Source organism: Quadrisphaera sp. INWT6, from assembly GCF_015390235.1.
GTDB lineage: Bacteria > Actinomycetota > Actinomycetes > Actinomycetales > Quadrisphaeraceae > Quadrisphaera.
In genome coordinates this window covers 13,763-26,803 of the sequence record NZ_VUOH01000004.1, presented here as the reverse complement: position 1 = coordinate 26,803, position 13,041 = coordinate 13,763, and the positions used below count along the sequence as shown (strand labels likewise).

Here is a 13,041-nt window from a genome sequence, read left to right as displayed (position 1 = left end):
ACCGGACTGTCAGAGGTGACCCCTAACGTCATCTCCATGACCACCGGAGCGACCAGCGGGCGCGACGCGGCCAGCGCCCCCAGCAGCACCCCGCTGCTGCGCGCGCTGGCCGCCGCGGCCGCCGCCGAACCGGTCACCGACCCCACCGCCCAGCGCCGCCTGCTGCGCCCCGTCATCGCCGACCTCACCGACCGGACCCCCGACCCGGCCCAGCTCACCGAGATCACCACCGTCCTGGCCGCCTGCAACGCTGATGAGGACCTGGTGCTGTCCCAGCGGGAGTGGCTGGAGCTGGCCGCCGCCACCGACCGCTGCCTGAGCCACGCCCAGGCCCTGCAGCTGGCCGCCGTCGCCGCCCTGGACAGAGCAGGCCTGGCCGCCAAGCCCCTGGCCGCGTCCCGACGCGACACCCGCAGGGTCGCCGCCGACGAGATCGCCCCCGCCTTCAGGATCGCCCCCGGCACCGCCGCCGCCTTGGTGGGCCTGGCCCGACGCCTCGAAGAGCTGCCCCTGGCCGAGGAGGCCCTGGCTGCCGGAGCGATGACCCTGGCCCAGGTCAAGGTCCTCATCACCGCGCTGCGGGCCCTGCCCGAGATCCACCACGCCTCGCTCGAGGCGTTGGCGGTGCGCAAGGCTGCGTCGATGACGCGGGCGCGCCTTGCCGCGGCGGTGGACCAGGCCGCGCTGGAGGCCGACCCCGCCTACGCCGCGCGGCGCGCCGCTCAGGGGGTGCAGGAGCGGGACGTGCGGCTCGTGCCGTCCCCGGTGCCGGGGTGCGCGCGGATCGTGGCGGACCTGGAGCGGTTGGACGCCGCGGCGGTGTGGCAGGTGCTGAACGCGGTGGCCCGCACCGCCAAGGACGCCGGCAAGGACGCCGACAAGGAGCCCGGTGCGAAGGCCGGTGACAAGGCTCGCGGTGGTGACGCCGACCTCGGGGACCTCCTGGACGGGTCGGAGCTGGACGCGCTGGATGCGGACGCCTCTGAGGAGGAGCGCGACCTGGCTCAGCTGCGTGCGGATGCGTTGGTCTCGGTGACGGTGGGGGCCTTCGCTCCCACGGCGGCCCAGCAGCAGGCGGCGCGGGTGGCGGCACCGGGCACGGTGCCCGGTGCCACCGATGACCAGGACCCCGGCCAGGACGCCGGCCAGGACAGCCAGGCTGCCGATCTGCCGGAGGACACCCGCGGCCCGGTGCACATCCCGACCCCGGCGCAGCGGGCGCACCTGGCGGAGGTGCACGTGGTGGTCCTGGCCGACGACCTCGAGGACGACCCCGCTGAGGACCCCACCGATGACCCGGACGAGGGTCCGGCTGGCGACCCGGACGACGGCCCTGACGACGGCCCTGACGACGACCCGGCTGGCGACCCGGGCGAGGACCCTGGGGACCCCAGCGGTGTTGCCGAAGGGGACTCCGTCGATGGCCCGACCGGTGGCCCGACACCTGAGCCACCACAGGGCCGGCGCCGTCCGCGCCGGAACACGCCCTCCCGACGCAGCGGCGCAGGGGTCTTCGGATGGGTCCCCGGCATCGGACGCATCACTCCGGTGGTGATGCGCGACGTCCTGGCCCGCGCAGCGTGGCGGCGCCTGGTCGCCGACCCCACCACCGGCACCCTGCGCGTCCGCTCGCGCTGGCGCCTGCTCCCACCGCGCCGCGAGCCCGTCAACAGTCCCGCCGAACGCTCCGACGAACGGCTCCAGCGGCTGCGCGCCCTGGCACCGGACCCGCCCCCGAGCCCGGAGGTGCAGTACCGACCCAGCTCAGCCCTAGCCGCGTTCGTGCGCGCCCGCGACGCAACCTGCATCGGCCCCGCCTGCCACCACGCCGCCCGCTCCGGGGGCATCCAGCTGGACCACACCGTCGCCTACGGCTCCCCCCTGCCCGGCCGCACCCGCGGCGGGACGACGGAGGCGGGGAACCTGGGGTGCGTGTGCCAGCCGGTGCACACCGCCAAGACCCACGGCGGGTGGGCCCTGGCCCAGCCGGAGCCGGGACGGTTCGTGTGGACCAGTGCCACCGGGCGGGTCTACCACCGGGCGGTGACCCCGCTGCTACCCGAGCTCGCCACCGACGCCGCCTGAACCGGCAGGACCGCGTCACCCGACCACGGCTGTGGGGACGGACCTCAGGGGGTCAGGACCTCGTAGACGCGGGCGCTCGGGCCCGCGAGTCCCGGCCGCAGGACGAGGCGACCCGACCCCGCAGCGCCGCCCTCGCCGTCCTTCACCGCCCACGGCTGCAGCCGCAGCGGGTACAGCTCCCTCAGGTCGGCGGCCCGCGCACCCGGCAGGTGCAGGGCGATCGCGGCCTCGGCACCCCCGCGGTGCCACACCGCGAGCACCCGGCGCTCGGGGGTGGCGAGGACGAGGGCGACGGCGTCGCCGTCCCACTGCGGGTGCTCGACCGCTCCGCCGCCACCGGGTCCGCCACCGGGTCCGCCACCCGGACCTCCCAGCAACGCGCGCACCGGCACGGCGCGCACGAGGTGGTGGCGCAGGTCGTCGCGCCACAGGGCCGTCGCGGCGTGGACCAGCTCGCGGTGCTCGGCGTCGAGCTCGTGGAGCAGCCCCGCCTGGTAGAGCCGCCCCGCGAGCCCGGTGACCTGCGTGAACGCGACCTCCTCCAGCGTCATCCGCCCGTGCGGGTAGGCCCAGTTGCCGCACTGCTCGGGCAGCACCTGCACCGGCGCGCCCGCGGCGATTGGCGGGTACAGGCGGTGGTCCTCCTGGTCGGTGGTCGACTGCAGGTCGAGCACCTCGAGCATCCCGAAGTCGGCGCGCATCGCCCCCGAGGCGCAGTTCTCGAGCACCAGGTGCGGGTGGCGCCGCTTCACCCCGCGCAGCCAGGCGAGGTGCGCCCGCTGGTGCTCCAGCAGTCCGTCACCGGCCGACAGCGCGTCGGCGTCGGTCCCCGGTCCGGGGACCACGTTGTGGTCGAGCTTGAAGAAGCTCACCCCGAAGCCCTGCGGCCGGGGCGCCACGAGCCTGTCGACGACGGCGTCGAGGTGCGCCACTGCCGCGGGGTGGCGCAGGTCGAGGAAGTACCGGCCGTCGTCGTGCACCCGGCGGCCGTGGCGCCGCAGGTAGGCGCCCTCCGGCAGGCCGCCCTCCGCCTCCGGCCGGGCCACGGGGCTCTGCACCCCGACCACCTCCGGCTCGAGCCACAGCCCCGCGCGCATCCCGCGGGAGGTGATCTCGTCGACGACGCGGCCCAACCCGCCGTCGGGGAACCGCGTGGTGCTCGGCTCCCACGCACCGACGCTGCGCCACCACGCCTCGAAGCCGCGGCCGGTGTCGTCGTACCAGCCGGCGTCGATGCAGAACGCCTCCGCGCCGGCCTTGGCGGCTGCGGCGACCAGCGGCAGGAGCCGCTCCGTGGTCGGGTCGCCGTTCAGCGTGTTCATGTAGTCGTTGAAGACGAGCAGCGGCACGGGCTCTCGCGGCGCGCCGCCGACGGCCCGCTGGGCGCGCGCCCGCAGCCAGCGGCGGTGGTGGGTGAGCTGGGCGACGACGGCGTCGAAGCCCCCTGTCTCCACGACCGCCAGCGACACCGGAACGCTCGTGAACGACTCCCCCGGCGACAGCTCGCGCGACCAGTGGTGGTCGACGTCGGTGGGCCCGAGCAGCACGACGCCGAGCGCGTCGTCGCCGGAGCGCACGTCGGCGACCTCCCAGCGCCACCCGCCGGGGTGCTCCACCTGCCAGGCGAAGGCCCTGCCCGGCGGACCCCCGGCACCGGGCACCAGCTCGAGGACGGCGGTCGGCAGGTGCCTCGCCGTCGACCACGTGCTGGTCGACGTGGCGACCACGGCGCCGCGTCCCAGCGGCGACTGCAGGTCGGAGGTGGAGTCGGCGAGCCCGGTGTTCCCGTGGAGCGGCGCGGCCGACCAGCGGAACTCCGCGAGCTGCTGGCTCAGGCCCCGGTGCAGGTGGAGGTCGTGGGGGTCCTGCCCGGTGGCGAGCACCGCGCCGGTCGCCACCGACGAGACGGCCTCCAGCACCACGGGCTCCACACCGTCGTTGGTGACGGTCGTCGTCACCCGCACCGCTGCCGCCCCCTCCCCGGCGGGCGCCCCCGTGAACGTCGTGGTGGTGGTCAGCCCCGACGTGCTGTCCCGCTGGACGACGGCGAGCACGCGCGCGCCGTCGTCCTCGACCTCCTCGGTGTGGGTGGCGTACCGGAGGCGGCGGCCCACGCCGGTGTCGGTGTGGCGGGGGCCCGTGCGGGCGCGCCCGTCACCGGTGAGGAGCACCTCGACGAGCGGCTGGGTCGCCCCCGTCGGCTCCGGCGGCGCTCCCGCGCCGAGGCCGACGAGCGCCACCGGGGCGTCGTCACCGGTGCGCAGCACCAGGTGCAGGTCACCGGTGGCCCAGCGCAGCAGGGAGGTGGGAGGCGTCGTCGCGTCCATCGCCCCACGCTAGGCGGGCAGCAGCGCTCCCGAGGAGGCGCCCGCACGCCGCAGTCCCCAGGAGCGTGCGAGAGCGAGCGCCCCGACGAGCGGCACCACCACCCCGGCGACCTGGACGGCGATGCTCCCATGGGTGATCGGGCCCACCGCGAGGACGGTGGTGTTCACGGCGACCGCCACCGCGGCGGCGAACGGCACCGTGAACGCCGCCACCTGCAGCGTCGGGCGGGCGGCCGCCCGGCCCCGCAGCAGCACGACCATGACGGCGAGGACCGACAGCGCGCAGACGGCCCCGAGTCCCGCCCAGGCCACCCCTGCTCGGACGAGCGGCACGTCGATGCCGGCGCTCCCTGCGGCCTCGAGGACCGGCGAGACCGCGTAGGGGGTCACCAGGTAGCCGAGGACGACCGCGGGCAGGCTCCACAGAGCACCGAGCGCGGTGACCCGCCGGGTGTCACCGGCGACCTTCGCGCACCCGCCCTCCTCGACGGTGCGGCGGGCGAACTCGTCGACGTCGGGGCCGATGAGCGTCGCAGGGTCGCACCCGGCGGCCTGGGCGGCGCGCAGGTCGCCGAGGAGGTCCTCGGTGATGGCGCGACGGTCGGCACGACCCGCGTACCGCCTCAGGCGGCGGTCGACGTCGGCGACGACCTCCTCGGCCGAGCGGGCACGCCCGCCCGGTGCGGCGTGGGCGCGGTCGTGGTGCTCAGGCGTCGACACGGGTGGTGACCTCCGGCTCGGGCAGGGCCCCCGCGGTCGCGAGGAGCTGGGTGATGGTGGTGGTCGTCTCGGCCCACTGGGCGCTCCAGGCGCTGAGCGCCGACCGGCCCTCGAGCGTCAGGTCGAAGACCTTGCGCGGTGGTCCGCTGTCGCTGGGCTCGATGCGCTCGCCCACCAGGCCCTGGCGGCGCAGCCGCGCCATGAGCGGGTAGACGGTGCCGTAGCTGACACCGGGCAGTCCGTGTCGCTCGAGCTGCACGACGAGGTCGTAGGCGTGCGTCGGGGTACGGGCGAGCAGCGCGAGCAGGCAGGTGTCGAGCGCTCCCCGCAGCAGCTGCGTCCGCCGGTCGCTGCGGTCGTCCGGTGCCATGCGACGCACAGTAGCGACGGGTACTGGGTCTCACCCAGTACCCGTGTGTCCCGGGCGCGGCGCGCCTACGGTGGCGTCGTGGACGACGGGGTGGGGCGCGTGCCGGAGCACGGCCCGGAGCAGGACGTGGTGCGCGTGCGGCGGAGGGCCTGGGTCACCGGCGGTGGCTCCGGCGTGGGGGCGGCGTGCGCGCTGGTCCTGGCGACGGGGGGCCACGAGGTGGTGGTCTCCGGGCGCCGCGCCGACCGGCTCGACGCCGTGGTCGCCGCGGTGCGGGCCACGGGCGGAGCCGCACGCGCGCTGCCGCTCGACGTCGCCGACCCCGCGGCCGTCGCCGCAGCGGGCGCCCAGCTGGAGGAGGACAGCGGCGTCGACGTCCTCGTGGCCGCCGCCGGGCTGAACGCGCGACGCCGCCACTGGGACGACCTCGACCTCGCCGCCCTCGACGGCATCATCAGCGCCAACCTCACCGGGCTCGCGCACACCGTCGCCGCCGTGCTGCCGGGCATGCGACAGCGCGGTGACGGGCAGGTGGTCGTCGTCTCGTCGCGCGCCGCGGTGGTCCGCTCCCCCGGCGCCGGCGCCGCCTACCGGATGAGCAAGACCGGAGCGGGACAGCTGGTCGCCAGCCTCAACGACGACCTGCACGCCGAGGGCGTCCGGGCCACGCACCTGTGCCCGGGCGACATCGCCACGTCGTTCGTCGACGCCCGCCCGGTGGTGCCCGACGAGGCCGCCCGAGCGGTGATGCTCACGCCCGACGACGTCGCGCGCGCCGTCGCCTTCGTGGTGGCCACCCCGGCGCGGGTGCGCGTCGACGAGCTGGTCATCAGCCCCAGCGCGACGCCCTGAGGGGCGCGCCGCCAGCAGTCCCACGCCTGCTCTACGGTCGTCGTCCGTGGCGAAGAAGAAGGTGCACCGGCCGAAGAAGGCGAACGCTCAGAAGCCGCGGCGGCGGCCGCTGGGCCGGGGGTCCGGCCCTGTGGTCGACCCGGAGGTCCACGCGCACGACCACGCCGCCCAGCGCTACCTCGGTCCCGGCAGCCGCCTCGACCACGACGAGGACCCGGAGACCGCCGAGGAGCGCGAGGCGCGACTGGCCCTGCTGGCCGAGGTCGAGGCCATCCCCGAGGAGCGGGTGGCCGCCGCGCTGCTCGCCAACCCCCTGGTCGCGCACCTGGGCGAGGTGCTGCTGAGCGGCGCCGACGACGACGCCACCCCCGTCGTGGCGCCCCCGTCGGGCGGACCGGGCGGCGAGGCGCTGGACGACGACGAGACCGCCGTCCTCGCCCGGTGGAACCGCGCGGCGCTGCTGCTGCACGACCGCACCGAGGCCGACGAGCTCGCCGACGAGTGGCGCGAAGGCGGTGAGGCGCAGCTGCTGGCCGCCCGGGCCGCGCTCGCCCAGCACCTCATGGCCGTCGTCGAGGGTGAGCCCACCACCGACGAGGCCGACGCGGCCGCCGCCAGCACCGTGGCATGGCTGGGCGCCGGCGCGACCGGCCCCGCCCCCGACGACCTCGACGTCGACGCCGCGCAGGCCGCCCTGCTCGACCTGGAGCGCGGCGAGGTCGTCATCGACCTGATCGCCCGCCTCGCCCTCACCGGACGGGTGGACCTCGACGAGGTCGTCGGCGAGTCGACGGCGCGCGAGCAGGTGCTCCGCGACGTCCGCCTGCTCACCGCGGCGGGGCTCTTCACGCGCACCGACGACGGCACCGGGGGTGCCGGTGGTGCCGTGTCGGTCGACCCGGACCTGAGGGGCGTCCTCCTCGACGTCGCCGACGACCTGGTCCACGCCCTCCACGAGGACGACGACGACCACGCGGGCCACGACCACTCCGGGCACGACCACTCCGGCCACGACCACCACCACGGCGGGCGGTCCTGACGCGCCACGTCGTGCGGCTCGGGGAGCTGGTGGTCGGGCGGCGCGTCGTCGTCCGCCACCGGCTCCCCGACGGGTCCGCGTCCGACGCCCTCGGAGACCTCGTCGCCGCGGACGAGCAGCGCCTCGTCGTCGCCACGCGCCGCGGCGAGGTGGTGGTGCAGCGCACCGCCGTGCTCGCCGCGAAGGCCGTGCCTCCGGCGCCCGAGCGCCGGAAGCGCCGCCCCGGCGCCGAGACCCGCCCGCAGATCAGCACCGACGCGCTGGAGCTGGAGGCCGCTGAGCACTGGCGACCGCAGGAGCGCGAGGACCTCGGCGCCTGGCGGCTGAGGGCGGCGGGCGGCTTCACCGGCCGCGCCAACTCGGCGCTGGCCGTGGGCGACCCGGGCTGCGACCTCGACACCGCCCTCGAGCGGGTGCGCGCCTTCTACGCCGCGCGCGACCTCGAGGCGGTGGTGGCTGCGCCCACCGGCGCGCTCGCCGAGGAGCTGGAGCGGCGGGGCTGGACGGTCCGGACGCCGACCCTCGTCATGACGGCACCCGTTCCCGGTGCGAGCGCCCCCGAGCCCACCGTCCGCTTCGACGCCGAGCCCGACGAGCGGTGGCTGACGGCCTACCAGGGCCGCGGACCGGTCGGCCCCGCCGGCCGTGCCGTGCTGCTCTCCGCCGACCGGCAGGTCTTCGCCAGCCTGAGGGAGGACGACGAGGTGCTCGCCGTCGCCAGGGGCTCGCTGTCGGCCGGCGGCTGGCTCGGGCTGTCCGCGGTGGAGACGGCTCCGGCGCACCGCCGCCGGGGCCTGGCCGGCCGCCTCACCGGGGCGCTGCTGGCCTGGGGCGCGCAGCAGGGCGCCACCGCGGCGTTCCTGCAGGTGGCGGCGTCGAACGCCGCGGCGCGCGCGCTCTACGAGCGGGCGGGATTCGCCCCGCACCACGAGTACCGCTACCTGGTCGCCCCCGTCTGAGACCCCGCCTGAACCCCCTGCTGAGCTCCCGGCCGGGTTGTCGGGCACCGGCGCCCGGGTCCAGGGTGAGGTCGTTCGCCGAGGCACCGGTGCCTCGGCGCCGAGCACGGGAGCACCGCATGCCTCGACCCGACCCCGCTCACCCGGAGGGCCGCGCTGACCGCGGCCGCGGCAGGCGGCCTGCTGGCGACCGCCGTCGGCAGGGCCGGCCCGGCTCGCGCGAACGGCAGCGCCGGAGGGGGTGGTGGCGGCACGCCGACCACGTCGTCCGAGCCGTTCGGCACCACGAAGGGCGGGCGGGCCGTCGAGCGGTGGACCTTCGGCCACGACGGGCTGCGCGTCACGATGCTTACCTACGGCGCGACCATCCAGAGCGTCCTGGTGCCCGACGCCCGCGGCGAGGTGGCCGACGTCTCCCTCGGGCAGAGGACGCTCGCCGAGTACGAGGCGCTCACCACGTTCTTCGGGGCGACCATCGGGCGGTACGCCAACCGCATCGCGAAGGGGCGCTTCACCCTCGACGGGCGGACCTACCAGGTGCCCGTGAACGACCCGGGCACGGACCCGCAGAACGCCCTGCACGGCGGCCCGGAGGGCTTCGGCACGCGCGTCTGGGACGCGGAGGTGCTCGAGGGCGACGGCGAGGCAGGGGTCCGGTCCACCCTGGTCAGCCCCGACGGCGACCAGGGGTTCCCCGGCGAGCTGACGGTGGTGGTCGAGCAGGCCGTCACCACCGACAGCCAGCTGGTCATCCGCTACCGGGCCACCACGACGGCGCCGACGGTGCTGAACCTCACCAACCACGTCTACCTGAACCTCGCCGGGGAGTCCTCCGGCGACGTCCACGACCAGGAGCGGCAGATCGCGGCGTCGCGGTTCACGCCCATCGACGCCGTCTCGATCCCGTTCGGCCCGCAGCGCGACGTGGCGGGCACGCCCTTCGACTTCCGCGAGCCGCACCGGATCGGCGAGCGCATCACCACCCCCGACGAGCAGGTGCTCAACGCCCTCGGCTACGACCACAACTGGGTCTTCGACGACGGCGTCGACAGGGAGCGCACCCCCGTCGTCGTCGCCCACGACCCGCACAGCGGCCGGGTGGTCGAGACCTTCACCGACCAGCCGGGCGTGCAGTTCTACAGCGGCAACTTCCTCACGGGCTCGCTGGTCGGGCAGGGCGGGCGCACCTACCGGCAGGGCGCGGGCTTCACGCTCGAGACCCAAGCACTTCCCCGACTCCCCCAACCAGCCCGACCACCCCTCGACCGTCTGCGCCCCGGAGAGGAGTTCACCAGCTGGACGAGGTTCCGCTTCAGCACCCGCTGACGAGGGGCCCCGGAGGAACAGGCGGGGCGTGCACGTGGTTGCCCGAGGCATGACCGTGCACGTCCCGCTGTCCGTCCTCGACCTGGCCCCCGTCGAGCGGCGCGCGGCCCCCGGGCGCGGTGCCCGCGACACCCTCGCCGCCAGCGTCGAGCTGGCGCGGGCCGCGGAGCGCCACGGGTACCGGAGGGTCTGGTACGCCGAGCACCACAGCATGCCGAGCATCGCCTCGTCGGCGCCGGCCGTGCTCGTGGCGCACGTCGCGGCGCACACCGCCACCATCCGCCTCGGTGCGGGCGGGGTGATGCTGCCCAACCACGCGCCGCTCACCATCGCCGAGCAGTTCGGCACGCTGGCCGCCGCGCACCCGGGCCGCATCGACCTGGGCCTGGGCCGCGCGCCCGGCTCCGACGGCGCCACGAGCGCCGCGCTGCGCCGCGACCCGTCGGCCGCCGACACCTTCCCCCAGGACGTGCTGGAGCTGCAGGACCTGCTCGCGGGCACCCCTCGCCGCGACGGCGTCCAGGCGGTGCCGCACGCGCTCGACGACGACGGGCTCCCGGTGCCCCTGTACGTCCTCGGCTCCTCGACCTTCGGCGCGCGGCTGGCCGCCCAGCTGGGCCTGCCCTACGCGTTCGCGTCGCACTTCGCGCCCGACGCCCTCGAGCAGGCGATGGACGCCTACCGCCGCGGCTTCACCCCGAACGGTCGGCCCGGAGCGCTGACCGCGCCGCACGCCATCGCGGCGGTCAACGTCTTCGCCGCCGACGACGAGGCCACGGCCCGCGAGCACGTGCTCGCCGCCCGCCGCCAGCGCGCGGTGGGCCTGTTCGGCCGCGGCCGGGTGCCGGCGGGCACCGAGACCGCTGACGACGACGCGTTCGACGCCGTCGCCGACGCGCTGCTCGAGGCGGGCGCCGGGGTGCACGTCGACCGCATGACGCGGCTCGCGGCGGTCGGCACGCCCGACGACGTCGTCGCCCAGCTCGACGCGTTCGCCGCCCGGGTCGGGGCCGACGAGCTCATCACCGCCCACGGCGCGCCCACGCCCGCGGCGCGGGTGCGCTCGGTGGAGCTGGTGGGCAGCGCGGTCAGCGCGGTGCGGGCGGCCTGAGCCCGGCCGCCAGCCCGGCCGCCTGCCCCGCCGCCAGCTCGGCGCTCGGCTGCACCACCGGCAGGCCGAGCGCCCGCGCGGTGGCGAGCAGCTCCTCCCGGGGAGCCCCGTCGAGGACGACCTCCAGCCCGAGCGACCGGGCGCTGCGCACGAAGAGCGCCAGCAGCGCCTCGTCGGGGAGGTCGGCGGCGTGGAGGAGGAGCGCGGTCGCCGGCAGGGAGCGCAGGTCGCCCAGACCCGTGTCCTGGGCGGTCAGCCCCTCCAGGACGACCCCGACGCCGGTCGACCGCAGCGCGCCGAGGTGCTCGCGCGCGGCCGGCGTCGCCAGGGCCGACGGCCCGCAGGACCGCACCGCGAGGCCCGAGGGCGCGGTGCCGTGCAGCCCGACGGCCTCGGCGACGTCACCCACCACGTGGCGGGCGGCGACGTGCGCCGCGGGCAGCGGGACCCAGACGACGGGCGCGGACGGGCCCGCGGCGGCGCGCTGGCGCAGCGCCTCGTCGAGCGCCCACCGCCCCAGGTCACCGGTGCGCCCCGCACGCTCGGAGGCGGCGGTGAGGGCGCCAGGCCCGACGTCGAGCCCACCCGTGCGCCTCCAGCGCACCCGTGCGTCGAGGGCGACCGGCGCCGGCCACGGGGCCGCGGGAGGCGGGGGCACCACCGGGAAGAGGTCCAGGTGGAGGCCCGAGACCGGCCACGACGCGCGCAGCTCCGCCTCCAGGTCGACGCGCTCGGCCTCGGCGGCGCGCAGGGCGTGGTCGTACAGCTCGACGCGGCCGCGACCGCGGGCCTTCGCGCGGTAGGCGGCGGTGTCGGCCTCGTGGAGCAGGGCGGACGGCCCCGCGAGGGGCTCGGAGCCGCCGTCGCTCACCGCAGCACCGACGCTCGCTCCCACGGTCACCAGGTGCCCGTCGGCGACGATCGGCTCGGCCACCTCCTCGACCACCCGCTGCGCCACGGCGAGCACGTCGTCGACGTCGCGCACGTCCGTCAGGACGACGACGAACTCGTCGCCGCCGAGCCGGCCCGCGACGTCGCCGTCGCGCACCGCGGAGGTGAGCCGCTGGGCCACCTCGCGGAGCACGTCATCACCGGCGCGGTGGCCGTGGGCGTCGTTGACGCCCTTGAAGCCGTCGAGGTCCACGAACAGCACCGCGACGTGGGCGCGGCCGTCGCGCGCCGCGTCGAGGGCCCGGGCGAGGTGGGCCGTGCTGGCCGCGCGGTTGGCGAGCCCGGTGAGCGCGTCGTGGGTGGCCTGGTGCTCCAGCGCCCGCCGCATCTCCTCCCGCGCCAGGAGGCTGGCGGCGGCGGCGCGCAGGGCGATGCCGAGCCGGATGACGACCAGCACCGACATCACGGCCGAGGCGGCGGCGACGGCGTAGTCGGCCTCCAGGTCGAGCACCTGCATCACCGCCAGGGTGGCGGGCGCGAGGAGCACGGCCACGAGCAGCACGCCGGTGCGGCGGGGGGTCATCCCGCTGGCGGCCGGCGCGTCGCGGTCGGACAGGTCGGCCATGCTCGGGTGCAGGGCCGCGGCGCTCCAGGCGACGTTGCTCAGCAGCCAGCCCAGGCCGAGGGCCGTGAAGGCCCAGTCGGGCAGGACCGAGCCCCACACGTAGGTGGAGTCGCCGACCAGCAGCAGCGCGATGGCCACCAGGGCCAGCCAGGCGCTGGGGGTCATGCGCACGGAGCTGGCGACCAGGTGGGCGGCGAGGGCCACGAGCACCACGTCGGCGCCGAGGTAGGTCCCGCCGGTGAGGTGGCCGAGCGGGTCGTCACCGCGGCTGGCGACGACGGGTCCCACGAAGAGCACCCAGCCGAGCAGCCCGAGGCCGGTGGCGACCACCGCGCCGTCGACCAGCGCGCCCCGCTGGCCGTGCGGCTGGCGGCGCCGCACCAGCAGCGCGACGCCCACGACGAGCGGGACGTACCCGAGCACGTACAGCGCGTCGGCCGCGGTGGGGAAGGTGGTGTCCCCGACGGCGGCGAGGACGTAGTACGTGGTGTCGGCGGCGGTCCAGACGCCGTGGGAGGCGGCGATCCACCACCACGCCGCGGCGTGCTGCGGCCGGTGGCGGCGGATGCCCACGACCGTCGCGACGACGCAGAAGACGCCGACCGCGCTGTACGGGATCCCCGAGAGGGCGACCGAGCCCACGGGTCCGGCCAGGACGACGTAGGCCGCAGCACCCAGCACACCGAGCACGCCGAGCGTACGTCCGTTCCAGCCCACCCCGCTCCATCGGCACCTG

The 13,041-nt window shown here is 76.7% G+C and carries 10 protein-coding genes; 6 read left to right on the top strand and 4 right to left on the bottom strand.

Going from position 1 to position 13,041, the window contains the following annotated elements; all coding sequences use genetic code 11:
- The first annotated feature begins 36 nt into the window (after nucleotides 1-36).
- Nucleotides 37-2,085 (top strand): HNH endonuclease signature motif containing protein, encoded by a 2,049-nt coding sequence (locus F1641_RS12520; protein WP_194906081.1) that lies wholly within the window; start codon nucleotides 37-39, stop codon nucleotides 2,083-2,085.
- A 44-nt stretch (nucleotides 2,086-2,129) separates the two neighbouring features.
- Here the strand turns inward: F1641_RS12520 and F1641_RS12515 are convergent, their stop codons facing one another.
- Genes F1641_RS12515 through F1641_RS12505 form a run of 3 tightly spaced genes read right to left on the bottom strand, consistent with a single transcriptional unit; the run spans nucleotide 2,130 to nucleotide 5,502 of the window.
- On the bottom strand, nucleotides 2,130-4,412 hold the full coding sequence (locus F1641_RS12515; protein ID WP_194906079.1) for a glycoside hydrolase family 36 protein: 2,283 nt from the start codon (nucleotides 4,410-4,412) through the stop codon (nucleotides 2,130-2,132).
- 9 nt (nucleotides 4,413-4,421) lie between these two features.
- Nucleotides 4,422-5,132: a hypothetical protein gene (locus F1641_RS12510; RefSeq protein WP_194906077.1), complete on the bottom strand. Its 711-nt coding sequence runs from the start codon at nucleotides 5,130-5,132 to the stop codon at nucleotides 4,422-4,424.
- Entirely contained in the window at nucleotides 5,119-5,502 is a 384-nt protein-coding gene (locus tag F1641_RS12505; protein ID WP_194906073.1) for a PadR family transcriptional regulator, read from the bottom strand. Before F1641_RS12505 ends, F1641_RS12510 begins: the two co-directional genes overlap by 14 nt.
- 78 nt (nucleotides 5,503-5,580) lie before the next feature.
- On the opposite strand from F1641_RS12505, the gene F1641_RS12500 reads away from it, so the two are divergent.
- From F1641_RS12500 to F1641_RS12480, 5 genes are all read left to right on the top strand, one after another.
- The gene (locus tag F1641_RS12500; protein WP_309225593.1) at nucleotides 5,581-6,354 is read left to right on the top strand and encodes an SDR family NAD(P)-dependent oxidoreductase; all 774 of its coding nucleotides are present in this window, start codon (nucleotides 5,581-5,583) and stop codon (nucleotides 6,352-6,354) included.
- A gap of 46 nt (nucleotides 6,355-6,400) precedes the next feature.
- Nucleotides 6,401-7,393 carry a hypothetical protein gene (locus F1641_RS12495; protein WP_194906974.1) on the top strand — a complete coding sequence of 331 codons (993 nt, stop codon included), beginning with the start codon at nucleotides 6,401-6,403 and terminating at the stop codon, nucleotides 7,391-7,393.
- Between the two features lie 11 nt (nucleotides 7,394-7,404).
- Nucleotides 7,405-8,352, top strand: coding sequence for a GNAT family N-acetyltransferase (locus F1641_RS23280; RefSeq protein ID WP_206691147.1), 948 nt, complete (start codon nucleotides 7,405-7,407; stop codon nucleotides 8,350-8,352).
- Between the two features lie 345 nt (nucleotides 8,353-8,697).
- Nucleotides 8,698-9,678: an aldose epimerase family protein gene (locus F1641_RS12485; RefSeq protein WP_194906072.1), complete on the top strand. Its 981-nt coding sequence runs from the start codon at nucleotides 8,698-8,700 to the stop codon at nucleotides 9,676-9,678.
- Between the two features lie 55 nt (nucleotides 9,679-9,733).
- Nucleotides 9,734-10,789, top strand: a complete 1,056-nt coding sequence (locus tag F1641_RS12480; RefSeq protein ID WP_194906847.1) for an LLM class flavin-dependent oxidoreductase — start codon at nucleotides 9,734-9,736, stop codon at nucleotides 10,787-10,789.
- Here F1641_RS12480 and F1641_RS23275 read toward each other — a convergent pair.
- Complete coding sequence (locus F1641_RS23275) at nucleotides 10,767-12,995, bottom strand: sensor domain-containing diguanylate cyclase (RefSeq protein WP_194906071.1); 2,229 nt, start codon at nucleotides 12,993-12,995, stop codon at nucleotides 10,767-10,769. The two genes, F1641_RS12480 and F1641_RS23275, sit on opposite strands and share 23 nt — an antisense overlap.
- Between the last annotated feature and the right edge of the window lie 46 nt (nucleotides 12,996-13,041).

What these genes read in the sequence shown, in the direction of transcription:
- F1641_RS12485 (WP_194906072.1), top strand. Translation starts at nt 8,698, where the DNA reads ATGCTTACCTACGGCGCGACCATCCAGAGCGTCCTGGTGCCCGACGCC.
- F1641_RS12515 (WP_194906079.1), bottom strand. Translation starts at nt 4,412, where the DNA reads ATGGACGCGACGACGCCTCCCACCTCCCTGCTGCGCTGGGCCACCGGT.
- F1641_RS12505 (WP_194906073.1), bottom strand. Translation starts at nt 5,502, where the DNA reads ATGGCACCGGACGACCGCAGCGACCGGCGGACGCAGCTGCTGCGGGGA.
- F1641_RS12520 (WP_194906081.1), top strand. Translation starts at nt 37, where the DNA reads ATGACCACCGGAGCGACCAGCGGGCGCGACGCGGCCAGCGCCCCCAGC.